The following is a 23,487-nucleotide window of genomic DNA, read 5'->3' as shown; positions in this document are numbered from 1 at the left end:
GCCTCCCGCCTGAGGGGCGGCGCGGAGGTCCGCCCCTTGGGTTCCTGAGCATGAGGCCAGACTTTCGGCTGATCCGCCTCAGCCCTTGAGACTTGCGGAAATCCCCGCGCTTGGCGAGAGGAAAAGCGCGTCCCGGAAGGAAATCCATTCAGCGCATAAAGAGGGCGAAGAGGCTCCGCGCAATTTTCCATCTTTTCGCAGCTGCGAAAACTTAGAATCTCGCCGCTCAGATCAATTGAAAGCGGTCCACGTCCACCAGACCGAGATCCGTGATCTTCAGATGGGGAATCACCGGCAGAGCCAGAAAGGCCAGTTGGAGGAAAGGCTCCTCCAGCGTGATTCCGAGGCCCTTCGCGGCGGCGCGCAGCTTCACGAGGGAATCGCGGACGGCCTCAAAGCTCTTCAGGCTCATCAGCCCCGCCACGGGAAGCGGCAATTCCGCGAGGATCTCGCCCCCCGCCGCCACGACGAAGCCGCCTTCGATCTCGGCGAGGCGGTTCGCCGCAAGGGCCATGTCGGCGTAATCGGCGCCCACCACCGCGATATTGTGATGGTCGTGGCAGACCGTCGAGGCCACGGCGCCGCGCTGAATCCCGAAACCTTTCACGAAGCCGCAGGCGCCGCCTCCCCCAGACTCCCAATTGACGCCATGACGCTCGATCACCGCGATGCGCGCGAGGTCGCGGGCGGGATCGGGGCGCTGGTCGCCTTCGGCGGCTTCGACGGCTTCGGTCAAATGCTCGGTGATGATCTTGCCGGGGATCACCCCGATCACCGGAGTCGCATTGCTCCCCGGAGCGCGGGGGGCATGGCGGAAGAACTCCGGCGCGACGGGTCGCGCCTTCACCGAGCGCCGGGCGGGCGGAGATATGGCCTCGCGGGCGGCGAAGGCGGCTTCGTCGGCGATCACGCCGCCGCAAAGCACGAGGCTCGCGCGGCAATCCTCAAGGCTGTCCAAAACCACGAGATCGGCGCGTTTGCCCGGCGCGATCAGGCCGCGGTCCTTCAGCCCGAAGGCCTCCGCCGCTGAAAGACTCGCGGCGCGATAGACCCCCAGCACAGGCCGCCCCATGGCGATCAGGCTGCGGATCATATAGTCGAGATGCCCATGTTCGGCGATGTCCAGCGGATTGCGGTCGTCGGTGCAGAGGCAGAGATAAGGCGCGGTGAGGTCGTTCAGAATCGGCGCGAGGGCGACCATGTCCTTGGAGACGGAGCCTTCGCGGATGAGAACGCGCATGCCCTTGCGCAGCTTCTCCAAGGCTTCCTCGGGGCTGGTGGCTTCATGCTCGGTGCGGATTCCCGCCGAGATATAGGCGTTGAGATCGCGGCCCGAGAGCAAGGGCGCATGGCCGTCGACATGTTGGCCCTCGAAGGCGCGGAGCTTGGCCATGCAGCCCGGATCCCGATGAATCACGCCGGGATAATTCATGAATTCCGCGAGGCCGATCACGCGCGGATGATCCTTCAGCGGCTCCAGATCCGCCGCCTCCAGCCGGGCGCCCGCCGTCTCCATATGGGTCGAGGGGACGCAGGAGGAGAGCTGAACCCGCAGATCCATCACCAGCCGCCCCGAGGCTTCGAGGAAATAGCGGATCCCCTCCAGCCCGACGACGTTGGCGATTTCATGCGGATCGCAAATGGCGGTGGTCACGCCGCGCGGCGCCACGCAGCGGTCGAATTCGAAGGGCGTCACCAGTGAGGATTCGACATGCAGATGGGTGTCGATGAAGCCCGGAACGAGGATCTTGCCCGTCACGTCGATCACCCGCGCGGCTTCATAGCTCTCGCCGACGCCGATGATCACATCCTCGCAGATCGCCACGTCGCCGGAGATCATCCCGCCCGTGATCAGGTCGAAGACCCGCCCGCCCCGCAAGACCAGATCGGCAGGTTCTTCGCCCCGCGCCTGCCGGATGCGCCGCTCAAGATCCGCCATATCTTCCCCCGTTCAGATTCTGCCCAGAGCCTTTTCGCTCGCGGCGTCGAAAAGGTGAAGCGTCCCCGGCGCGGCGCGGACCGGAACCATGGACCCCACCTCCGGCAAGACCCGCCCTGGCGCCGTGGCGACGGCCTGAGCCTCGCCGATGCGGATATGGGTCAGAGTCTCGGCGCCGAGCGGCTCCACGGCCTCGACGAGGCCCATGGCGCGGAATCCCGCGCCCGGCTCTCCCGCGCCGACCTCCAGATCATGGGGGCGGACTCCGACCAGAACCGGCCCGGAGGCGCGGGCGGGGACGCGGCCTGAGATCTCCGCCCCCGCGACGCGCAAAGCCCCGCCCGAGACCTCGCCCTTCAGCAGGGCCATGGAGGGGCTGCCGATGAATCGCGCGGTGAAGACGTCGGCGGGGTTTTCGTAAAGCTCCAGCGGCGAGCCGGTTTGCAGAATCCGCCCCTCCTTCATGACCACGATCTGATCGGCCATGGTCATGGCCTCGATCTGGTCATGGGTCACGTAAACGATGGTCGAGCCGAGCCGCCGATGCAGGCTTTTGATCTCCATGCGCATTTGCGCGCGCAATTGGGCGTCGAGATTCGACAAGGGTTCGTCGAAGAGGAAAGCGGCCGGATCGCGCACCATGGCCCGGCCTATGGCCACGCGCTGACGCTGGCCGCCCGACAAGGCCGCCGGACGCCGGTTCAGCAGAGGCTCAAGCCCGAGGGTTTTCGCCGCTTCGAGGATGCGGGCCTGTTTCTCGGCCTTGCTCAGTTTCGCGGTGTAGAGCCCGAAGCCGATGTTCTGGCCGACGGTCATATGCGGGTAGATCGCGTAATTCTGAAAGACCATCGCGATGTTGCGCTGTTTGGGCTCGCGCTGGTTGACCATCTCCCCGCCGATGAGCAAGCGGCCTTCGGAAATCTCCTCAAGGCCCGCGATCATGCGCAAAGTGGTGGATTTCCCGCAGCCCGAAGGCCCGACGAACACCGTGAATTCGCCGTCTTCGATGGTCAGATCCAGCGCATGGACCACCTGCGCCGAGCCGTAACGCTTGCCGAGGCCCTGAAGCTCGATTTTCGCCATTCAGGCTTCTCCCTTCAGAGCCGCGAGCGCCGCCGCGAGCTTGCGGACGGCCTCTTCGCGGCGCGCGACAGAGGCCGCATGTTCGGCGCGGAAAGCCGCCGCCTGCGCTTTATAGGCCGCCAGAGCCTCGGCCATGGGCTCCGGCGCGGGGCCGCCATAGCGGGCGCGGAGGGAGACGAAATGCTCCGGCGAGACGATTTCGCGGAAGGCGGCTTCGTCCAGCGCCGAGTCGCGGCCCGTCGCGGCGCGGAAGGCGGCGCGGAAGGGTTCGTAGCCCTCCTGCTCCAGCCCCCCGCCTTTGGCGACCACCGCCCGCGCCACGGCGGCGGCGATCTCATGGGCCTCCCGGAAGGACAGGCCCTCGCGGCGCACGAGGCTGTCCGCAAGCTCGGTGATCGTCACGCAGGAGCGGCGGAGATTCTCCCGCACCCGCGCCGGATCGATGCGGATCTGCGAAATCAGCGCCGCCAGAAGCTCCAGAACCCGCCCGGCGCTCGCGAAAGCCTGATAGCCCATGGCCTGAGTCTCGCCTTCGCTGTCGTTCATATCGGTGAAGGGCGTGTTCTGCATCACGTCGAGCATGGCGCGGGCGCGGGCGCGGCTCTGGCTGGCGAGATGGCGCAAATGCTCGATGGGCACCGGATTGCGCTTCTGCGGCATGATCGAGGAGATCTGCACGAGACTGTTCGGAACATAGATTTGCCCGACCTCAAAACTGCTCCAGAATTGCAGATCCTGAATCAGCCGCCCCAGATGCAGGAAGGTCAGATCCAGAGCGCCATAGACGCTGGTGATGTAATCCACGCCCGCGATGCAGCTATAGGAATTGCGCAGAGGCGCCGAGAATCCCAGAAGCTCCGCCACCCGCGCCCGGTCGATGGGAAAGCCCGTAGTGGTGATGGCCGCCGCCCCCATGGGGCTGAGGTCCACGATCTTCAGAGCCTCGAAGATGCGGGTCATGTCGCGGCTAAGGATCTCCACCGCGGCGGAGAGGTAATGGCCGAAGGTGGTCGGCTGGGCGGGTTGGCCATGGGTGTAGGCCACGATGAGCGTGGATTGCTCGCGTTCGGCGGCGGCGGTCATCGCCTCCAGCAGGTTCAGCGCCTGAGCGAGCAGGAGCTCAAGCCGCGCCTTCAGGGCCAGCTTGAAGAGCGTATGATCAATGTCGTTGCGCGAACGCGCCGTATGCAGCCGCCCGCCCAGATCCGGCCCGAGCCGCGTCTTCAACTCCTTTTCGATGAGGAAGAAGAAATCCTCCACTTCGCCGGTGTAGACGAGCTTGGCCGGGTCGATCTCGGCGTCGATGGCGTCCAGCGCCAGAGCCAAGGCGCGAGCTTGATCTTGAGGCAGAATCCCCGTCTCGGCCAGCATGACGAGATGCGCGCGGTCGATGGCCCGGAAACCCTCGACGTAATGGGTTTTGGCGCCGTCGAAGAGCGGCGCGAGAACCGTCCGCTTATAGACCGGATCCGGAAAGACGGAATCATCGGCGAGACGCGGGTCCGTCATCAGGGTCAGCCTTTCAGTCCGGCGAGCATCACGCCGCGCACGATATAGCGTTGAAGCAGCAGGAAGAGGATCAGCGTCGGGATGGTCCCGAGCGCCGCGCCGGTCATGATCATCTCCCAGCGGATGGAGGATTCCGCCGAGAAGCTCGAAATCCCCACCGGCAGCGTATAGAGGTCGCGCGAGGTGGTGACGATCAGCGGCCAGAAGAAGGCCGTCCAGTTCCCGAGGAAGCTGAAGATCGCCAATGCCGACAAAGCCGGCGCCACCATCGGCATGGCGATCCGCCACCAGATCGCGAATTCGCTCAGGCCGTCCACGCGGGCGGCTTCGAGGAAGTCGTCCGGCACGGTCTCGAAGAACTGCTTCATGAGGAAGGCCCCGAAGGCGCTCATCATGCCGGGGAACATGATGCCCCAGTAACTATCCAACCAGCCGAATTGGCTCGACATGAGATACCACGGAATCACCAGCATCTCGGTGGGGATCATCAGCGTGGACAAGATCGCGATGAAGACCAAGGCCCGTCCCCGAAAGCGGAATTTCGCCAGCGTATAGCCCACCAGCGAGTCGAAGATCAGGTTCGAGAGCGTCACCGCCGTGGCGATCAGCATGGAGTTCAGAAACCAGCGCAGAAAGCGCCCGTCCTTGAGCACCTCGACATAATTCTTCAGCGTCGGATCGGCGGGGATCAGCCGCAGATCATAGACTTGCCCGGAGGTCTTCAGCGACGTCGAGAACATATAGAGCAGCGGCGTCGCCATGATCAGCCCGCCGATGAAGAGCAGAGTCCAAGCCAGAATCCGCCCCGGACGGATCAGGCGTCCGCTCGCCTCAAGCCCGGCGCTCATGTCTTCTCCCTCATCACATAAAGCTGGATCAGCGAGACGATGAGCAAAATCGTGAAGAGAATCACCGTCTGCGCGGCGGCGTAGCCCATCTGATAGGAGGAGAAGGCCGTCTGATAGATCATCAAAACCAAAGGCTTGGTGGCGTTCAGCGGCCCGCCGGGATCATTCGTGGTCATATTATAGACCTGATCGAAGATCCGCAGAAAGCCGATGGAGGAGAAGACCACGAGGAAAACCGTCGTCGGCTTGAGCAAAGGCAAGGTGATCTTGCGCAAGATCGCCCATTCGCCGAGCCCGTCGATGCGGGCGGCTTCATAATAGGTCTGCGGAATCGCCCGCAAGCCCGCGAGAAAAATAATGATCTGGAATCCGAGCCCCGCCCAGATCGCCGGAACCAGCACCGCCGGAAGCGCCTGAGTCGTCGAGCGCAGGAAGGGTTGTTGAGCCAATCCGAGCCAACTCAGAAAGCCGTTGATCGCCCCAATCGGCAGAGGCTGATAAAACCAGCGCCAGACCCAGCCCATGGCCGCCGCCGTGGTCAGGAAGGGCAGGAAGTAAAGCGCCCGGATGAATCCATGCATGAACCGCACGCGGTCCAGATGCCAGGCGATGAAGAAGGCCAGCACGAGGCTGATCGGCGTGCCGAGGATCAGATAAAGAAAGGTGTTCTGAAACACCTTCCAGAAGACCGGATCCGCGAACATCTTCGCGTAATTCTCCAGCCCGATGAAGCGCGGCGTCCTGAGCAGATTCCAATCCGTCAGCGAGAGCCAAAAGGCCTGCGCGGTGGGGTAAAACCGAATCCCGACGTAAAAGGCGATGGGCAGGGCGAGGAAGATCCACGCCCAGACCGCCTGTTTCGTCTTGATCCCGAGACGATCCCAGAAGCGAAGACTCTTCGCCTCCGGGACCAAACCTTCCGCCGCGCGCGCAGGCTCCATGGCGCGGCGCTTACTTGCGCGCCGCGTCGATGATGGCCTGTTCGGCCTTGGCGGCTTCGGCGACCGCTTCCGCCACGGGCTGTTTCTGCAGCAGCACGCGGTTCACCATGTCGATGGCGGTCTGACGCTGAGCGGCCTCGTCGTAAAAGCGGGTGGTGTGGGCGTATTCGAGGCCCTTCAGGAAAGGCGCGCGGATGGGATCGTTGAGGTTCTCTTCAGTCAGCGCGACTTCGCGGCGGGCGGGCAATTCGCCGACCGTCTCCAGCCAGATCCCCATCGCCTCGGGCGAGGCGATATAGGCGAGGAATTTCTGCGCCGCCTCAAGCTCTTCTCCCTGAGCCGTCGCGCCGATGGCGTTGGCGAAATAGCTGGAGTAGTTCGAGCGCTCGCCCTTGGCGTCGGCGGGCAACTCGACCACGCCCCAAGCGAAGGGATTGGCCGCGAAGGCGCCGAGCCGGAAAGTGCCGTCGATGGTCATGGCCGCGAGTCCGGCGCGGAAAGCCGCCTGACCTTCATCCATGAAGCCGAGCAGGCCGACGTTCTGTTCAGTCTGGAGATCGGTGTAGAATTTCAGCGCCGCCGCGCCCGCCTCGGAATCATAGGCGACGTTTCCTTCGGCGTCATAAGGCTCGCCGCCGTTCTGACGGATCAGAACCTCGCGCCACCAATGATGATCCTGCCCGGCCATGTCGAGCGTCACGCCCGCCGAGAGGATGTTCCCCGAGCGGTCGCGCTGGGTGGTCGCCTCGGCGACTTTCAGGAAGTCTTCGAGATTGGCCGGGGGCTCGACGCCCGCCTTCTCCAGAAGATCCTTGTTGTAGAACAGCGCCAGAGAGCGCACGGCGGTCGGCAGGCCGTAATAATCCTCGCCGCGCTTCATGGCCTCGACGATGGGGAAGAATTCGCCTTCGATCTCGGCGTGCGGGAAGACCGCCGGGTCTAGGGGCTGAATCAGCTGGCCGGCGACGAAATTATCCAGCCAGCCATAGAAGAGCTGCACCACGTCCGGCCCTTGTCCGGCGGCTTTGGCGGCCACCACGCGGGTCTGATAATCGGCGTAAGGGAAGGTGGTGTGTTTGACGGTGATTCCGGGATTGGCGGCCTCGAAATTCTGGATCAGCTGGTCCATCGCTTTGACGCGGCTGTCGAAGACATATTGCCAATATTCGATCTCGACCGCCTGAGCCGAACCCATGGCCATGAAGCCGACGCCCAAGGCCAGAGCCGCCGCTTTCGCCGTTTTGAACATGCGCGAACCTCTTTTAGGCCGAGGCTGTCCCTGCGGCCGGGTGATCTGGGTTCAGCCTGAGCCGGAAGCCGCGCGCTTGTCAAGGAAACCGCGCGCTTGTTTTTCCGGAAAGCTTTCCCGCTTTGCGCATAAGCGCGCTGTCTGGACTTGCGCCTTGAGGGGCCTATGCTGGCCCGATCATGACCGATTCCCGACGCCTTCGTCTGCAAGCCGCCGCGCCGCGCCTCGTCGCCCTGAGATGGGCCCTCGGACGGCTGGCCTCTCCGCTCACGCTGATGCATGCGGGCGCCCATCCCGACGACGAGCAAAGCGGCCTCGTCGCGCTTTTGCGCCATCAATTCGGGATGCGGGTGGTCCTCGCCTGCTCCACGCGCGGCGAGGGCGGACAAAACATCCTCGGCCCGGAGCGCGGCGGCGCGCTCGGCGTGATCCGCTCGCGGGAGATGGAGGAGGCGGCGCGGATTCTGGATGCGGATCTGCTCTGGCTCGGCCATGGGCCGGAGGATCGGGTGCGGGATTTCGGCTTTTCGAAATCCGGCGAGGACACGCTCGCCCGCTGGGGCCGGGAGCGGATTCTCGAGCGCCTCGTCCGGGCCTATCGGCGCTATAGGCCGGACATCGTGCTGCCGACCTTCCTCGACGTGCCGGGCCAGCATGGGCATCACCGCGCCATGACCGAAACGGTCGAGGAGGCCCTCGGCCTCGCCGCCGATCCCGCCGCCTTCCCGGATCAGGCGCTGAGCGGGCTCAAGCCCTGGCGGGTCGCGAAATTCTATCTGCCGGGCTGGTCGGGGTCGGGGGCGGCCTATGGCGGGGCCTATGACGACGAAGAGCCGCCGCCGCCCGCCACTCTGATCGTCAGGGCGGAAGGCTCCGAGCCCGCCACGGGTCTGGCCTATGACCGGCTCGGCGAGGTCTCGCGCAGCCTCCACGCCACGCAGGGCATGGGGACATGGCGCGCGCCGCGTCTGGAATGGCCGCTGCATCTGCGGGGCGGCGGCGCGGAATCCGATCTCCGCGAGGGCCTGCCGCGTCGTCTCGCGGATCTCGGGGCGAGTCCGGCTTTGGCCGGGGCGGATGAGGCCATAGCCCGCGCCTTCGCAGCCTTCCCGCATGAGGCGCCGCTGATCGAGGCTCTGGCGGCGGCGAAATCCGCTCTGCGGCGCGCGCAGGCCGAAGCTTCGCCGGGAGAACGCGAGGCCCATGGCCATCGGCTGACGCGCAAGCAGCTCGAACTCGACGCGGCTTTAGCGCTGGCGGCGGGATTGCGGGCGGAAGTCGAGGTCGATCCGCCCCGCCCCGCCCCGGGGGCTTCGGCGCGTCTGAGCTTCCGTCTGGAGCCGGGGCTCGCCGAGGAGATCCGGGTTTCGGCGGAGGTCGATCCCTCTCTTGCCGAGGCGGATCCCGAGGGCGAAGAGGGTTTTCTCCTGCGGATGCGTCCGCAAGCGCCGATCCTCAACGACCTCCACCCCCATTGGAGTCCCTTGGGCGAGGGCGAGCCTCTGGCTTTGCGCCTCAAGGCCCGGATCGGCGGAGAAGAAGTCTCGGTTCTTCAGACGCCCGAAAGGCGCTTCGGGGCCTCGCCCGACCGCGTGGCGCGGCTGGAGCCGAAAGCTCTGCTCTTTCGGCTGAGCCGGCCCGGATCGCAGCGCCTGACGATCTCCGCGGCGGAGGGCGCGCGGGTCGAGATCGACCGCACTTATGGCGTGACGGCCGAAGCCGTCGAGGGCGGCCTGATCCTCACGCATATCGCCGATCAGCCCGAGGGCCTCATGCGGCCGGGCGTCAAGATCGACGGCGAAAAGGCTTGGTCCCGCGAGACGTTCTCTTTTCCCCATATCGGCGAAGCGGCATATGTCGCGCCTCTGGTTCTGGAGGCTCTGGCGCTGAAGCTGGAGCTTCCCGAAACCCGCGTCGGCTTTATCGGCGGCGGCGCGGATCAGGTCGGCTTCTGGCTGGAGCGCATGGGCCTCGCGCCGAAGATCCTCGGGCCGGAGGATCTGGCGGGCGATCTCTCGGCCTATGACGCGCTGGTCGTGGGCGTCTTCGCCTATGGGCTGCGGCCGGATCTGCGGGCGGCTCAGCCGCGTCTGCGGCGCTGGATGGAGGCGGGCGGCCATCTGCTGACGCTCTATCATCGCCCCTCGGATCGCTGGGAGGCCTCGGGCCTGCCGCTGACCATCGGAACGCCTTCTCTGCGCTGGCGCGTGACCGATCCCGCCGCCCCGGCGGAGATCCTCCGGCCGGAGCATCCTTTCTTCACCCGCCCGAACCTCATCCGCCCGGAGGACTGGGAGGGTTGGGACAAGGAGCGCGGGCTTTATTTCGCCTCCGGCTGGGACGAGGCTTATGAACCGCTGCTCTCCATGAGCGACCCCGGCGAGGCGCCCCTACGCGGCGCCCTGCTGACGGGGCGTTTCGGAAAAGGCCGCCACACCCATCTCGCCCTGACGCTGCATCACCAGATGGAGAAGCTGACCATCGGCGCCTTCCGGCTTTTCGCCAATCTGCTTCAGCCCGCATGGGAGAAGCCATGACTCGGGCCGTGATCCTCATGGGGCCTTCGGGCGTGGGCAAGACCACCCTCGGCGAGGCCCTCGCGGCGCGTCTGGGCTGGCCCTTCCTCGAAGGCGACGACCTGCATCCGCCGGAGAACCGCGCGAAGATGACGCGCGGAATTCCCCTCGACGACGCCGACCGCGCGCCTTGGCTCGCCGCCCTGCGCGACCGGATTTCAGAAGAGGCCGCGCGGGCTCCGGGGCTGATCCTCGCCTGTTCGGCGCTGAAGCGGCGCTATCGCGACCTCTTGCGCGAAGCGAGGGCCGAGGTCCGCTTTCTGGAGCTGACCGCCGATCCGGCTCTGATCGGCGAGCGCCTGTCCCAAAGGCGCGGACATTTCATGCCCGCCTCTCTGCTGGCCTCGCAACTCGCCGCTCTGGAGCCCCTCGCCCCCGATGAGCCGGGCGCGCGGATCAGCGTCTCAGGCTCTGCGGAGGCGGTCATGGCGCGCGCCTGCGCGGCTTTGGGCCTCTAAACGCTCTAAGTTTTTGTCTGGTCGCCCCAAACCCGCCCGAGCAGCGCCAGCCAATTGCGCGAAGCCAGCTTCTCGATCAGCTCCTCGCCATAGCCATGGCGGCGGCAAGCCTCCCAGAGCCTCGGCAGGCCGGAGACGTCGCGGATCTCGGCCGGAATCTCGGCGCCGTCGAAATCCGAACCGAGCCCCACGCGATCCTCGCCGAGAATCCCAATGAGGTGATCCAGATGGCGCAGCATGTCCTCAAGGGGCGTGTCGGCGTCCTGCCGCCCGTCGGGACGCAGGAAGGCCACCGCGAAATTCAGGCCCACCATGCCGTCGCGCTCGGCGATCTGGCGCAATTGGCGGTCGGTCAAATTCCGGCTCGACGGCGTGATCGCATGGGCGTTGGAATGAGTCGCCACCAGAGGTCCTGAAGTCAGGCGGGCGACGTCGTCGAAGCCCTTCTCGTTGATATGCGAGAGGTCGATCATGATCTTCAGCTCGTCGCAGAGCCGCGCCAGATCCCGACCCGCCGGTGTCAGCCCCGGCCCGGTGTCCGGCGAGGAGGGAAAGGCGAAGGGCACGCCATGGCCGAAGGCCGTCGGGCGCGACCAGACCGGCCCTAAAGAGCGCAGGCCCGCTTCATGCCAGACGTAAAGCGCGTCGAGATCGGGACCTATGGCCTCGGCGCCCTCCATATGGGCCACGGCGGCGATGCGACCCGCGGCTATGGCTTCGCGGATCTCCGAAACCTTGCGGCAGATCTTCAGGTCGCCCGTGCGCTCCAGCCAGAGCAGATGGCCCATCATGGCCAGAGCCATGGGCTGCGCCGTCTCCAGAGGCAATTGCGCGGGCAGAGGCACCTCATAAGGCGGATTGCGCATCATGCGCTGAAAGGCTTCGTCGTCGAAGGCTTCAGGCGAGGGCATGTAAATGGCGAAAAAGCCCCCGACGAAGCCCCCCGCCTTCATGCGCGGAAGATCGAGCTGGCCATGGCCTTCGCCCTCGCGCCAGATGCGGTCCCGCAGATGGGGCGCGCGCAGCAGCCGCAAAAGAAAGTCGTTATGGCCGTCGAAGCTCTGAGGAAGGGGGGTCGTCATGGGGTCTCCTGCGCGGGATAGCCTTCGGAGGCGGCCAGAAGCCGCCGCGTGTAATCCTGCGTCGCGTCGCGGCGCCGGAGGGCGTCGCGGGTCAGAGTCTCGACCTCAAGCCCCTGGCTCATCACCAGAAGCCGGTCGCACATATGCGCCACCACCGCAAGGTCGTGGCTGACCATCAGATAGGTCAGCCCGCGCCGGGCGCGCAGATCGTCGAGCAGATTCAGAACCTCGGCTTGAATCGAAGCGTCCAGCGCGGAGGTGGGTTCGTCGAGCAGCAGAATCTTCGGCTCCAGAATCAGCGCCCGCGCGATGGCCACGCGCTGACGCTGTCCGCCCGAAAGCTGATGCGGATAACGGAAGCGGAAGCTCGGCCCGAGCCCCACCGCCTCCAGAACCCGGCGGATGCGCCCTTCGCGGTCGTCGAAGCGATGGATGGCCAGAGGCTCCGAGAGCACGCGGTCCACCGTATGGCGCGGATGGAGCGAACCATAGGGATCCTGAAAGACCATCTGGACGCTGCGATGGAACTCCGCCGAGCGGGCGGTCTTGCGCAATTCCTCGCCCGCCACCCGGACGCGCCCGCCTGAGATCGGCGCCAGACCGCAGATCGCCCGCAGCACGGTGGATTTCCCCGAGCCCGATTCCCCGACGACGCCGAAGCTCTCGCCCTCGGCGACCCTCAGCGAGACGCCCCGCACCGCCTTCACCCGCCCGAAGGCGACCTCCAGATCCTCGACTTCGATCATTTCGCCCACTCCGCGTCGCGCCGGAGGGTCGGGAGGGGGCGCAGGTCATGGTCGAGATCCGGCGTGCAGCGCATGAGCCCCTGCGTATAGGGATGTTTCGCCGAAGCCAGATCCGCAGCGGCCAGCTCCTCGACCACCCGCCCCGCATACATCACCAGCACCCGGTCGCAGAATTGCGAGACGAGCTTCAGATCATGGCTGATGAAGATCAGGCCCATCCCGCGCTCGGAGACGAGGCGGTCCATGATGCGCAGCACCTCGATGCGCACGGTCACGTCCAGCGCGGAGGTGGGTTCGTCGGCGATGAGCAGATCCGGGTCCGGCACCAGCATCATGGCGATCATCGCGCGCTGGCCCATGCCGCCCGAAAGCTCATGGGGATAGGAATCATACACCCGCTCCGGATCGCGGATCATCACCGCCTCCAGCATGGCGAGCGCCTTCGCGCGCTTCTCGCGGCGGCTCAGGCCCCCCACCCGCCCGAGGGCCTCGGAGATCTGGCGGCCCACGGTCATCACCGGATTGAGCGAATATTTCGGATCCTGCATCACCATGGCGATGCGCCTGCCGCGCAGAGCCCGCCATTGGCGTTTCCCCGCGCCGCGCAGATCCTGACCGTCGAAGCTCAGGGTTTTGGCCGTGGCCACGCCCGGCGGCGGCGTCAGGCCCATGAGCGCCCGCCCCGTCTGGGATTTCCCCGAGCCCGATTCCCCCACCACCCCCAGACGCTCGCGGCCGAGCGTGAAGCTCACGCCGCGCACCGCCTCGCGGGGGCCTTGGCGCGTGGGAAACGTGATCCGCAGATCCTCGACTTTCAAAAGCTCCGTCATCTCGCGGCCTTGGGATCGAGCGCGTCGCGCAGCCCGTCGCCGAGCAGGTTGAAGCCGAGCGAGACCACGAAGATCGCCAGACCCGGCATGGCCGCCACCCACCATTGATCGACGATGAAGCGGCGCCCCGTGGCGACCATCGCGCCCCATTCGGGTTCGGGGGGCTGGGCGCCGAGTCCGAGGAAGCCGAGGCCCGCCGCCGTCAGGATGATGCCCGCCATGTCGAGCGTCACGCGGATCACCACCGATGGCAGACAAAGCGGCGCCACATGGCCCCAGAGAATCCGCGCCGAACTCGCGCCCTGAAGCCGCGCGGCGCTGATGAAGTCGCTATGGCGGATGGTCATCGTCTCGGCGCGGGCGAGCCGGGCGTATTGCGGCCATGAGGTCAGAGCGATGGCGATCACCGCGTTCTCGATCCCCGGCCCCAGAGCCGCCACGAAGGCCAGAGCCAAAATCAGCCTCGGGAAGGCCAGAAAGATGTCGGTGATCCGCATCAGCACGGCGTCGACCCAGCCGCCGAAATAACCCGCCGTGGTCCCGACCAAAAGTCCGATGGGCGTGGCCGTCGCCACCACGAGCGCCACCACCTGAAGCGTCAGGCGGGCGCCGTGGATCACGCGGGTGAAGATGTCGCGCGCCTGATCGTCGGTGCCCATCCAATGAGCCGCCGAGGGCGGCAAAAGCCGCTCCGTCCGCAGATCGCCGCCCATGCGCGGATTCCCCGGCGCGATGACGTCGGCGAGGATCGCGACCAGCGCCAGCCCGACCACCACCGCCAGACCCACCATCGCCAGAGGATTCTCGCGCAGCGCCAGCCAGCCCCGGTAAAAAGAGCCGAGCCGGGCTTGTCGGCGCGAACTGGGCTCCTCGGAGAGCAGCCAAGCGCGGCGTCCGGCCCAAGTGAAGGGCTGCGGTTCGAAAGGCGTCGTCATGAGCGCCTCCTCACGCGCGGATCCAGCAGACGATAGAGCAGATCCGAAATCAGATTGATCAAGACGAAGGCGATGCCGATCACGAAGGTCGCGCCTAAAACCGCGTTCATATCCGCGTTCTGGAGCGAATTCGTGAGATATTGCCCGAGCCCCGGCCAAGCGAAGATCGTCTCGGTCAGCACGGAGCCCTCCAGCAGATTGATGTAGGAGAGGCCGATCACCGTGATCAGCGGCACGGCGGCGTTGCGCAGCGCATGGCGCCAGATGATCCGCGCCTCAGAGACTCCCTTGACCCGCGCCGCCGTCACATATTCCTGAGACAGCTCATGCAGCATGAAGCTGCGCGTCATGCGGCAGATGTAAGCCATGGAGAAATAGCCCAAAATGCAGGCGGGCAGGATGATATGCGAGAAGACGTTGCGGAAGACGTCCCATCGCCCTTGCAAGGCGCTGTCGAGCAGCAGAATCCCCGTGCGGGGCTGGAAGCTGAACTCATAGGCGATGCCGATGCGTCCCGGCCCCGAGACCCAGCCTAAATTCGCATAGAAGATCAAAAGCCCCATCAGCCCGAGCCAGAAGATCGGCGCGGAATAGCCCACGAGGCACAGCACCCGGATGGTCTGATCGATCCAGCTTCCTTTATAAGCCGCCGCCGCCACGCCCATCGGCGCCCCGAAGGCCACCCCGAGGATCAGCCCCAGAGTCGCCAATTCGAAGGTGGCCGGAAAGACCCGCCGCAGATCGTCCAGAATCGGGCGTTTGGTGAGGAAGCTTTCGCCGAAATCCCCCGTGAGGATCTTCTTTAGGTAAATCCAAAATTGCTCGACCAAAGGCCGATCGAGCCCCAATTCCCGATAGACCCGATCATAGGTCGAGGCGGGCGCCCGGTCGCCGATGATCGAGAGCACCGGATCCACCGGCACCACCCGCCCGATGAAGAAGGTGACGACCAAAAGCCCCAACAGCGTCAGAGCCAGCGAAAACGCCAGCTTGCCCGCGCCCCAGACAAAACGGAGCGCGCGCGCCTGCGCGCTCTCCGCCTCAAGCTCCGGCCTCTCCGGCGCCTGTGGGGGCGCCGGGGCCTCTTGTCGCGCCTGCATGGCGCGTCAGTCCTTCGTCACGCCGGCGATGGAGTTGTCGTTGAACGAGGGGCCGATGACGAAGCCGTGCACGTTCGCCCGCAGAGCGATCCCCTCGACCTCCTGAAACATGATCACGAAGGGCGACACCTGCTGATGCTCGCGCTGGAGGCTCAGATACATCTCGGCGCGTTTGGCGCCGTCGGATTCCAGCATGGCGGCGTCGGCCTCCTTGGTCATCTCGGGGATGTCCCAGGCGTTGCGCCAGGCGAGGGGCTTGGCGGCGGCCTCGTCGGAGTTGTCGGCGTTGCGGGCGAAGGTGTCGGCGTTGGTGTGGGGATCCTGATAATCGGCGCCCCAGCGGCCGATGTAGATGTCATGGGTGCGGGCGCGATATTTGGTCAGGGTCTGGCCGCCGTCGCCGGGGATGATCTCCAGCTTCACCCCGCCGAGGGCGAAGGTCTGCTGGATGGCGGTCGCCATGCCGGTGATCTCGTTGGTGTTGCGGGTGTCCATGGTGACGGTGAAGCCGTCGGCCAGACCCGCCTCCGCGAGCAGCTCCTTGGCCTTCGCCACGTCCAGCGAGAAGGGGGTCTCGGTCAGAGCCCCGAGGAATCCGTCCGGCAGGAAGGCCTGATGCACCCGCACGCGGCCTTTCATGAGGGTGTCGGCGATGGCGCCGTAATCCACCAGATATTTCAGCGCCTGACGCACCTCGGGCTTGGCGAGGTTCGGATTCTTCTGGTTCAGGCCGAGATAATAAATCGAGCCCTTCACGCCCTCCTGAATCCGGATGTCCGGATTGGAGGCGAGAGCCGCCATCTCCTCAGGCCCGAGATTGCGGGCGACGTCCACGTCGCCGGCCTCCAGAAGCAGGCGCTGGGCGGCGGGCTCGGGGATATGCCGGTAGATGGCGCGGGCCATGGCGGGCGCCGCGCCCGCATAATGCGGATTGCGCTCCAGAATGATCGCCTCGTTCGGGCGCCATTCGCGCAGGCTGAAGGGGCCGGAGCCCGCGTAATTGGTCTTCAGCCAGCCATAGCCGTAATCTCCATCCGCGACATGCTCCTCGACGAGCTTCTTATCGACCACCGCCGCCACGGTGGCGGTCAGGCAATAGAGCACCAGAGTCGGGGCGTAAGCCTTGTCGGTCTCGAATTCGAAGGCGTAGTCGCCGGTCTGGCGGATCTTCGCCTCGACGTTCTCGGCGGTGAAGCCGAGCTGTCCGAGGATGAAGGCGGGGGATTTGTCGAGCTTCACCGCCCGCACCAGCGAATAGACCGCATCCTCGGCGGTCATCGGATTCCCGGAGGCGAAGACGCGGTCTTCGCGCATTTTGAAGGTGAAGGTCTTGCCGTCCTCGGAGACGGTCCAGCTTTCGGCGGCGCGGCCGAAGATCTTCGAAACGTCCTCCAGCTCATAGCCGATCAGAGTCTCGTAGGTGTTGCCGATGATCTCGGAGGAGGTGAATTCGAAGACCTCCGCCGGATCGAGCGAAATCACGTCGTCGATGGACCAGGCGGCCACCAGAGTGTCCGGCGGGGTGGCGGCCATGAGCGCCGAAGGCGAGGCGCTCCAGGCGAAGGCCGCCAGAGCCGCAGCCGCGATCCAAGTCTTGCCGCGTCTTCCGAAATGCAACATGCCGAACCTCTCCCGTTCTCCCCGCGTCGTTTCGACGTCGGCTTTCATCTCTTCGTCAAGAATTAGCGGACGCCCAAGCGCCGAAGTCAAGGCCGTTGCCGAGCCTTTTCCGGCGCGCGGAAGGCGTGGGGCCCTCAAAGCCGCCTTCTGAAAAGATTCGGGCGCCGCATCGCAAAAAAACCTCAGGCGGGATGTGGCGCCGCGAACGGAACTGTGAAAAAAATACGAATCCGCCCCAGCGCCGGAGAGCTTCGCCATGTCGATCAAAGCCGCCATCCGTCACGTCACGCATTACGCTTACGACCGCCCGGTCACGCTCGGGCCGCAGATCATCCGGCTTCGTCCGGCGCCCCACAGCCGCACGCGGGTGATCTCGCATAGCCTGAAAGTGGAGCCTCGCCCGCATTTCGTGAACCACCAGCAAGACGTCTACGGCAACTGGCTGGCGCGCTTCGTCTTTCCGGAGCCGGTGCGCGAGTTCAAGATCACGGTCGATCTCGTCGCCGACATGACCGTCTATAATCCCTTCGACTTCTTCGTCGAGGAATCGGGCGAGTTCTGGCCCTTCCGATATTCCGAGGACATCGCGCCGGATCTGGCGGCCTATCTTCAGGCCGAAGAGGGCGGGCCGCTCTTCGAGGCCCTCTTCGAGAGCCTGCCTAAAACGCGCGAACGCACCATCGACATGCTCGTCGGGCTGAACCGGCTGGTGTCGAACAAGGTCTCCTACGTCATCCGCATGGAGCCGGGCGTGCAAACCCCGGAGCAGACCTGCGAAATCGGCTCCGGCTCCTGCCGCGATTCGAGCTGGCTTCTGGTGAATCTGCTGCGGCGGCTCGGGATCGCGGCGCGCTTCGTCTCGGGCTATCTGATCCAGCTCAAGCCGGATCGTCAGGCGCTGGACGGGCCCTCCGGCACGGATCACGACTTCACCGACCTCCACGCATGGGTCGAGGCCTATCTGCCCGGCGCGGGCTGGATCGGGTTCGATCCGACCTCCGGGCTTCTGGCGGGCGAGAGCCATATTCCCCTCGCCGCCACGCCCCATTACCGCAACGCCGCCCCCATCGCGGGTCTGGCCAGCTACGCCGAAGTGAAGTTCGACTTCGACATGCAGGTCTCGCGCGTGGCGGAGCATCCGCGCATCAGCAAGCCCTTCTCGGAGGAATCCTGGAAGGCGCTGGATTCCCTCGGGCGCAAGGTGGACGAGGCCCTCAAGGCCGGAGACGTGCGGCTCACCATGGGCGGAGAGCCCACCTTCGTCTCCATCGACGATTTCGAGAGCCCCGAATGGAACGCCGCCGCGGTGGGTCCGCAGAAGCGCGCCCTCGCCGACGTGCTGATCCGGCGTCTGCGCGACCGCTTCGCGCCGGGGGGCTTCCTCCATTACGGACAGGGCAAGTGGTATCCCGGCGAGAGTCTGCCGCGATGGACCTTCTCGCTCTACTGGCGCGGCGACGGCCTGCCCATCTGGCGCGAGGCCGAGCTCATCGCGCGGGAGAAGCCCGGACCGGAGGCCCCCAAAGCCACGCCCGAATCCGCGCGCAGGCTGCTGGAGGCCGTGGCGGAGAATCTGGGCCTCGGGACGGATTACGTCGCCCCCGCCTATGAGGATCCCGCCGATTGGATCCTCAAGGAGGGCAAGCTTCCCGAGAACGTCACCCCGGAGAACTCCAAGCTCAAAGACCCCGAGGAGCGCTTGCGCCTCGCGCAGGTCTTCGGGCGCGGGCTGACCAATCCCACCGGCTACGTGCTGCCGGTCCAGCGCTGGCAGGCTCAAGCCGGGCGCTGGGTCTCGGAGAAATGGCGCACCCGGCGCGGCAAGCTCTTCCTCGCCCCCGGCGACAGCCCCGTGGGCTATCGTCTGCCGCTCGGCTCGCTGCGCCACATCTCGGCCTCGAATTATCCCTACATCAACACGGCGGATCCCACCGCGCCCCGCGCGCCTCTGCCGGATTACGCCGCCGAGATCGACAAGGCGCGGGCCGCGCGGAACGCCGAGGCCGCGCCCGGCTTCGACCCCTCCGGCGCCGGACAGCCCGTCGCCAGCTTCGCCGCCGCCGAGCCCGGCCAGACCCAGACCGAGCAGCAGCTTTCCGAAATCGAGGGGCTGGTGCGCACGGCCATGTCCGTGGAGCCGCGCGAGGGGCGTCTTTGCGTCTTCCTGCCGCCGACCGCCCAGATCGAGGATTATCTCGAACTGGTCGCCGCCACCGAGGCCGCCGCCGCCAAACTCGGGACTCCGGTCCATATCGAGGGCTACGCCCCGCCGCAGGATTCGCGGCTCAACGTCATCCGCGTGGCACCCGACCCCGGCGTCATCGAGGTCAACATCCACCCGGCCCATTCTTGGGGCGACTGCGTCGCCATCACCGAAGCCGTCTATGAGGAGGCGCGGCTCTCGCGGCTCGGGGCGGATAAGTTCATGCTCGACGGCAAACATGCGGGCACGGGCGGCGGGAATCATGTCGTCGTCGGGGGCGCGACCACCCTCGACAGCCCTTTCCTGCGCCGTCCGGATCTGCTGCGCAGCCTGATCCTGCATTGGCAGCGCCATCCGTCGATGTCCTATCTCTTTTCGGGGCTCTTCATCGGCCCGACCTCTCAGGCGCCGCGCCTCGACGAGGCCCGCCATGACGCGCTTTACGAAATGGAGACCGCCTTCGCGCAGATTCCCAATCCCGGCGAGGGCTCGCCGCCCCTGCCTTGGCTGACGGATCGTCTGCTGCGCAACTTCCTCACCGACGTGACCGGCAACACCCATCGCGCCGAAATCTGCATCGACAAGCTTTATTCCCCCGACGGTCCGACCGGGCGGCTCGGGCTGGTGGAGTTCCGCGGCTTCGAGATGCCCCCCGACGCCCGCATGAGCCTCGCGCAGCAGGTGCTGATCCGCGCCTTGATCGCGCGCTATTGGGCGGCGCCGCTCAAAGGCGAGCTGACGCGCTGGGGGACCACGCTCCACGACCGCTTCATGCTGCCTGAATTCGTCTGGGCCGACTTCATGGACGTCCTGCGCGACCTCAGGGACCACGGCTTCGATCTGCGCTCCGAATGGTACGAGGCTCAGGCCGAGTTCCGCTTCCCCTTCTGCGGCGAGGTCGAATATGAAGGCGCCAAGCTGGAGATCCGCCAAGCTCTGGAGCCTTGGCCGGTCCTCGGCGAGACGGGCGCCATCGGCGGCACGGTGCGCTTCGCGGATAGTTCGGTCGAAAGGCTTCAGGTCAAGCTGACCGCCGCCGATCCGGGCCGCTATCTCGTGACCTGCAACGGCCGCAGGACGCCCCTGACCGAGACGGCGCCGGGCGTCCGGGTGGCGGGGGTGCGCTATAAGGCATGGCGTCCCGCCGAGTCGCTGCACCCGGTCTTGCCGGTGAACGCGCCTCTGACCTTCGACCTTTACGACGCATGGTCCGGGCGGGCTCTCGGGGGCTGCGTCTATCACGCGGCCCATCCGGGCGGGCGCAATTACGAGACCTTCCCCGTCAACGCCAACGAAGCCGAAGCGCGCCGTCTTGCGCGTTTCGAACCGAGCGGCCATAATCCGGGCCTCTATGAGCCCCCCCCCGAACGTCCGAGCCGCGAATTCCCTCTGACGCTCGATTTGCGCCGCGCGCCGGGAATATAAGTCATGAGCGAGCCTGTGACGGAGGGAGGAGCCATGGGCGGCTCGGCTTTGGATCGTCTGGACGCCCTGCTGAGGGAGTATAAGCCCCTGCCCGGCGTTCCGGACGAGCTTCTGGACCGGCGCGGCGAGATCCGCCCGCTCTGGAGGCCCTTCATGCGGCGCATCGCCGACATGACGCCCGAGGATCTGGAGGAGCGCAAAGCCCGCGCCGACCAATATCTGCGCGACACCGGCATGTATCAGCGCCAATACGGCGCCGAAGCCGTGGAGCGCGATTGGCCGCTCAGCCATATGCCCATGCTCATGGACGAAGCGGAATGGCGCGAAATCACCACCGCGCTGATGCAGCGGGCCGATCTGCTCGAAGAGGTCATGGCCGATCTCTACGGCCCCAATCGCCTCGTGGCGGAGGGCTGGCTGCCGCCGCAGCTCGTGGCCGAGAATCCGGAATGGCTGAGGCCCATGGTGGGCGTCAAGCCGCGCTCGGGCCGCTATCTGCATTACGTCGCCTTCGACGTCGGGCGCGGGCCGGACGGCGCATGGTGGGTGCTGGGCGACCGCACGCAGGCGCCTTCGGGCTCGGGCTTCGCGCTGGAGACCCGAATCGCCACCACCCGCGCCTTCTCCGACGTCTATAATCAGGCGCGGGTGCATCGTCTGGCGGGGTTCTACCGGGCCGTCCGCGAGAGCCTTCAGACCCTGCGCGGGCCGGAGAACGGGCGAATCGCCATCCTCACGCCCGGCGGCATGAACGAAAACCACTTCGAACATGCCTATATCGCGCGCTATCTCGGCCTGCTGCTGGTGGAGGGCGAGGATCTCGTCGTGCGCCATGGCAAGGTCATGGTGCGCACCATCTCCGGGCTGGAGCCGGTTTCGGTGCTCTGGCGGCGGATGGATTCCGACTGGGTCGATCCTCTGGAGCTGAATCCGGCCTCGCGGCTGGGGGCGGCGGGCATGGTCGGGGCTCTGCGCGCCGAGGGGGTGACCATGGTCAACGCCCTCGGCTCGGGGGTGCTGGAGACGCGGGCCATGCTGGCCTTCCTGCCGCGCATCTGTCGGGCCCTGCGCGGCGAGACCCTGCGCATGCCCAACATCGCGACCTGGTGGTGCGGACACGCCGCGGAACGCGATTACGTCAAAACCCACGCCGAGCGTATGGCGGTCAGCCGGGCGCTCTCGACCAGCCTGCCCTTCGACCTCGTGGACACGGCGGCGGTCGGCGGCGAGTTCCGCGGCGAATTCGCCAAGCGGGCGAAGGGCCTCTCCCTCGCCGACTGGATCGACGCCAACGGCTCGGGCCTCGTGGGTCAGGAGGCGGTGACGCTCTCCACGGCGCCCGCCTTCGTCGAAGGCGTGCTCCAGCCGCGGCCGATCAGCCTGCGCATCTTCCTCATCCGCACGCCCGAGGGCTGGCGCGCCATGCAGGGCGGCTTCCTGCGGGTGGGCGGCTCGCCGGATCCGGGCGCTCTGGCGCTGCGTCAGGGCGGCGCGGTGGCGGATCTCTGGGTGGTGGCGCGCGGCGCTCCCGACATCCAGACGCTTTACGCCCCCGCTCAGGGCCTGCGGCGCGAGACGCCCATGCTCTCGGCGCGGGCGGCGGACAACTTCTTCTGGCTCGGGCGCTATGTGGAGCGGGCGGAGGATCTCATCCGCCTGCTGCGGGCCCGGCATGTGCGCCTCGCCGAAACCGACGATCCCGAAGCGCCGCTGCTGGCCTACGCCGCCGAATTGCTCAAGGAGCGCGGCGCCGAGACGGATCGTCCGATTCCGCAAGGCTTGATCTCCGCCCTCTCCTCGGCGCTGATCAGCGCCGGACAGGTGCGCGAGCGGTTTTCCTCCGACGGCTGGATGGCGCTCTCCGATCTTCAGAAAAGCGCCCGCCGTCTGGCCGCCAAGGTCGAGCCCGGCGCCGACGCCGCCCACGCCCTGAGCATTCTGCTGCGCAAGCTGACCGGCTTCTCCGGCCTCGTCCATGAGAACATGCACCGCAACCAAGGCTGGCGATTCTTGCGGACGGGCCGGGCTCTGGAGCGCACCCTCTCCATGACCGAGGCCCTCGCGTGGTTTGGCGCGCCGGAGGCTCCGGAGGGGGCGCTCGACCTGCTGATCGAGGTCGGCGACAGCTCCATCACCCACCGCATGCGCTTTTCGATGGGCGCCACGCGGGAATCAGCGCTGGATTTATTGGCTTTGGACCCCCTCAACCCAAGATCGGTGCTTTACGAACTCGCGCAATTGCGCGAGCATGTGGCTGCGCTGCCCGGCGCGCGGCCCGAAGCGCCGCAAACGCCGCTGGAGCGCGCCGTGGTGCGGCTGCACGCCGAGGTGGCCACCGCCGCGCCGGAGGAATTGACCCCCGAGAAGCTCGCGGAGTTGTCCGAGCGCATTGGGAGCTTGTTCGGCTTCATCGCGTCGGCTTATCTGCGCTGACGCGGCCGGTCGAAGATCGACGCGCGGAGCCTCCGCGCGCCAAGGCCGGAGACGCGGGATTCCTGTGAGGAGGAAGCACGATGGATCGCCATGCGACCGCAATCTGGAAAGGAAGCCTCAAAGAGGGAGCGGGGACGCTCGCCACGCAGAGCGGCGCGCTCTCCGCTTTGCCCTATTCCTTCAAAACCCGCTTCGAGGACGCCGAAGGAAAATCCGGGACCAATCCTGAAGAGCTGATCGCGGCGGCTCATGCGGGCTGCTTCGCCATGCAGCTCTCGCATTTCCTCGCCGAGAACGGGACCCCCGCCGAAAGCCTCGACGCCAAGGCCACGGTGACGCTGGTTCCCGGAACCGGGCTCACGCAAAGCGCGCTCGTCCTGCGGGCGAAGGTTCCGGGCCTCGATGCGGCGAAATTTCAGGAGCTCGCGACCAAGGCCAAGGAGAATTGTCCCGTCTCCAAGGCCCTCGGCGGAGCCCTGAAGCTCTCGCTCGACGCGCAGCTGGTCTGAG

Annotated in this window: 17 protein-coding genes; 5 read left to right on the top strand and 12 right to left on the bottom strand. The window is 66.3% G+C overall.

Going from position 1 to position 23,487, the window contains the following annotated elements:
• Positions 1-226: 226 nt before the first annotated feature.
• Genes ade through B161_RS0110775 form a run of 6 tightly spaced genes read right to left on the bottom strand, consistent with a single transcriptional unit; the run spans position 227 to position 7,569 of the window.
• Positions 227-1,939 (bottom strand): adenine deaminase, encoded by a 1,713-nt coding sequence (ade, locus tag B161_RS0110800; protein WP_018633413.1) that lies wholly within the window; start codon positions 1,937-1,939, stop codon positions 227-229.
• 12 nt (positions 1,940-1,951) lie between these two features.
• Positions 1,952-3,022 (bottom strand): ABC transporter ATP-binding protein, encoded by a 1,071-nt coding sequence (locus tag B161_RS0110795; RefSeq protein WP_018633412.1) that lies wholly within the window; start codon positions 3,020-3,022, stop codon positions 1,952-1,954.
• Complete coding sequence (argH, locus tag B161_RS0110790; RefSeq protein ID WP_018633411.1) at positions 3,023-4,531, bottom strand: argininosuccinate lyase; 1,509 nt, start codon at positions 4,529-4,531, stop codon at positions 3,023-3,025.
• A 5-nt stretch (positions 4,532-4,536) separates the two neighbouring features.
• Positions 4,537-5,379, bottom strand: a complete 843-nt coding sequence (locus tag B161_RS0110785) for a carbohydrate ABC transporter permease (RefSeq protein ID WP_018633410.1) — start codon at positions 5,377-5,379, stop codon at positions 4,537-4,539.
• The gene (locus B161_RS0110780; RefSeq protein WP_018633409.1) at positions 5,376-6,320 is read right to left on the bottom strand and encodes a carbohydrate ABC transporter permease; all 945 of its coding nucleotides are present in this window, start codon (positions 6,318-6,320) and stop codon (positions 5,376-5,378) included. Before B161_RS0110780 ends, B161_RS0110785 begins: the two co-directional genes overlap by 4 nt.
• Before the next feature lie 10 nt (positions 6,321-6,330).
• On the bottom strand, positions 6,331-7,569 hold the full coding sequence (locus tag B161_RS0110775; RefSeq protein ID WP_018633408.1) for an extracellular solute-binding protein: 1,239 nt from the start codon (positions 7,567-7,569) through the stop codon (positions 6,331-6,333).
• A gap of 179 nt (positions 7,570-7,748) precedes the next feature.
• Here B161_RS0110775 and B161_RS0110770 point away from each other — a divergent pair, with 179 nt between their 5' ends.
• Together B161_RS0110770 and B161_RS0110765 are read left to right on the top strand one after the other, a co-directional pair.
• On the top strand, positions 7,749-10,106 hold the full coding sequence (locus B161_RS0110770) for a PIG-L family deacetylase (protein WP_018633407.1): 2,358 nt from the start codon (positions 7,749-7,751) through the stop codon (positions 10,104-10,106).
• Entirely contained in the window at positions 10,103-10,603 is a 501-nt protein-coding gene (locus B161_RS0110765; protein ID WP_018633406.1) for a gluconokinase, read from the top strand. The genes B161_RS0110770 and B161_RS0110765 overlap by 4 nt, the downstream gene beginning before the upstream one ends.
• 5 nt (positions 10,604-10,608) lie before the next feature.
• On the opposite strand, the gene B161_RS0110760 is transcribed toward B161_RS0110765, so the two are convergent.
• The 6 genes from B161_RS0110760 to B161_RS0110735 are packed head-to-tail and all read right to left on the bottom strand — an operon-like array spanning position 10,609 to position 16,916.
• Positions 10,609-11,685: a dipeptidase gene (locus B161_RS0110760; protein ID WP_018633405.1), complete on the bottom strand. Its 1,077-nt coding sequence runs from the start codon at positions 11,683-11,685 to the stop codon at positions 10,609-10,611.
• On the bottom strand, positions 11,682-12,431 hold the full coding sequence (locus tag B161_RS0110755) for an ABC transporter ATP-binding protein (RefSeq protein ID WP_018633404.1): 750 nt from the start codon (positions 12,429-12,431) through the stop codon (positions 11,682-11,684). Before B161_RS0110755 ends, B161_RS0110760 begins: the two co-directional genes overlap by 4 nt.
• The gene (locus B161_RS0110750; protein ID WP_018633403.1) at positions 12,428-13,261 is read right to left on the bottom strand and encodes an ABC transporter ATP-binding protein; all 834 of its coding nucleotides are present in this window, start codon (positions 13,259-13,261) and stop codon (positions 12,428-12,430) included. Before B161_RS0110750 ends, B161_RS0110755 begins: the two co-directional genes overlap by 4 nt.
• Complete coding sequence (locus tag B161_RS0110745; protein ID WP_018633402.1) at positions 13,258-14,196, bottom strand: ABC transporter permease; 939 nt, start codon at positions 14,194-14,196, stop codon at positions 13,258-13,260. Before B161_RS0110745 ends, B161_RS0110750 begins: the two co-directional genes overlap by 4 nt.
• A complete protein-coding gene (locus B161_RS0110740; RefSeq protein ID WP_018633401.1) occupies positions 14,193-15,296 on the bottom strand; it encodes an ABC transporter permease in 1,104 nt (367 codons plus the stop codon). Before B161_RS0110740 ends, B161_RS0110745 begins: the two co-directional genes overlap by 4 nt.
• Before the next feature lie 6 nt (positions 15,297-15,302).
• Positions 15,303-16,916, bottom strand: coding sequence for an ABC transporter substrate-binding protein (locus tag B161_RS0110735; RefSeq protein WP_018633400.1), 1,614 nt, complete (start codon positions 16,914-16,916; stop codon positions 15,303-15,305).
• A 256-nt stretch (positions 16,917-17,172) separates the two neighbouring features.
• Here B161_RS0110735 and B161_RS0110730 point away from each other — a divergent pair, with 256 nt between their 5' ends.
• From B161_RS0110730 to B161_RS0110720, 3 genes are all read left to right on the top strand, one after another.
• On the top strand, positions 17,173-20,544 hold the full coding sequence (locus B161_RS0110730) for a transglutaminase family protein (protein WP_018633399.1): 3,372 nt from the start codon (positions 17,173-17,175) through the stop codon (positions 20,542-20,544).
• A gap of 3 nt (positions 20,545-20,547) precedes the next feature.
• Entirely contained in the window at positions 20,548-22,977 is a 2,430-nt protein-coding gene (locus B161_RS0110725) for a circularly permuted type 2 ATP-grasp protein (protein WP_240471606.1), read from the top strand.
• 80 nt (positions 22,978-23,057) lie between these two features.
• Positions 23,058-23,486: an OsmC family protein gene (locus B161_RS0110720; RefSeq protein ID WP_018633397.1), complete on the top strand. Its 429-nt coding sequence runs from the start codon at positions 23,058-23,060 to the stop codon at positions 23,484-23,486.
• The last annotated feature ends 1 nt before the right edge of the window (position 23,487 follow it).

The sequence above is a fragment of the Neomegalonema perideroedes DSM 15528 genome, assembly GCF_000374145.1.
GTDB classification, from domain to species: domain Bacteria; phylum Pseudomonadota; class Alphaproteobacteria; order Rhodobacterales; family Rhodobacteraceae; genus Neomegalonema; species Neomegalonema perideroedes.
Note: the sequence above shows the minus strand (reverse complement) of the source record. Positions and strands in the feature narration are given on the sequence as shown.

Coding starts and splice junctions, on each gene's coding strand:
- B161_RS0110770 (WP_018633407.1), top strand. CDS start 7,749: ATGACCGATTCCCGACGCCTTCGTCTGCAAGCCGCCGCGCCGCGCCTC.
- B161_RS0110740 (WP_018633401.1), bottom strand. CDS start 15,296: ATGCAGGCGCGACAAGAGGCCCCGGCGCCCCCACAGGCGCCGGAGAGG.
- B161_RS0110735 (WP_018633400.1), bottom strand. CDS start 16,916: ATGTTGCATTTCGGAAGACGCGGCAAGACTTGGATCGCGGCTGCGGCT.
- B161_RS0110760 (WP_018633405.1), bottom strand. CDS start 11,685: ATGACGACCCCCCTTCCTCAGAGCTTCGACGGCCATAACGACTTTCTT.
- B161_RS0110755 (WP_018633404.1), bottom strand. CDS start 12,431: ATGATCGAAGTCGAGGATCTGGAGGTCGCCTTCGGGCGGGTGAAGGCG.
- argH (WP_018633411.1), bottom strand. CDS start 4,531: ATGACGGACCCGCGTCTCGCCGATGATTCCGTCTTTCCGGATCCGGTC.
- B161_RS0110725 (WP_240471606.1), top strand. CDS start 20,548: ATGAGCGAGCCTGTGACGGAGGGAGGAGCCATGGGCGGCTCGGCTTTG.
- ade (WP_018633413.1), bottom strand. CDS start 1,939: ATGGCGGATCTTGAGCGGCGCATCCGGCAGGCGCGGGGCGAAGAACCT.
- B161_RS0110785 (WP_018633410.1), bottom strand. CDS start 5,379: ATGAGCGCCGGGCTTGAGGCGAGCGGACGCCTGATCCGTCCGGGGCGG.
- B161_RS0110750 (WP_018633403.1), bottom strand. CDS start 13,261: ATGACGGAGCTTTTGAAAGTCGAGGATCTGCGGATCACGTTTCCCACG.
- B161_RS0110765 (WP_018633406.1), top strand. CDS start 10,103: ATGACTCGGGCCGTGATCCTCATGGGGCCTTCGGGCGTGGGCAAGACC.
- B161_RS0110720 (WP_018633397.1), top strand. CDS start 23,058: ATGGATCGCCATGCGACCGCAATCTGGAAAGGAAGCCTCAAAGAGGGA.
- B161_RS0110745 (WP_018633402.1), bottom strand. CDS start 14,196: ATGACGACGCCTTTCGAACCGCAGCCCTTCACTTGGGCCGGACGCCGC.
- B161_RS0110730 (WP_018633399.1), top strand. CDS start 17,173: ATGTCGATCAAAGCCGCCATCCGTCACGTCACGCATTACGCTTACGAC.
- B161_RS0110775 (WP_018633408.1), bottom strand. CDS start 7,569: ATGTTCAAAACGGCGAAAGCGGCGGCTCTGGCCTTGGGCGTCGGCTTC.
- B161_RS0110795 (WP_018633412.1), bottom strand. CDS start 3,022: ATGGCGAAAATCGAGCTTCAGGGCCTCGGCAAGCGTTACGGCTCGGCG.
- B161_RS0110780 (WP_018633409.1), bottom strand. CDS start 6,320: ATGGAGCCTGCGCGCGCGGCGGAAGGTTTGGTCCCGGAGGCGAAGAGT.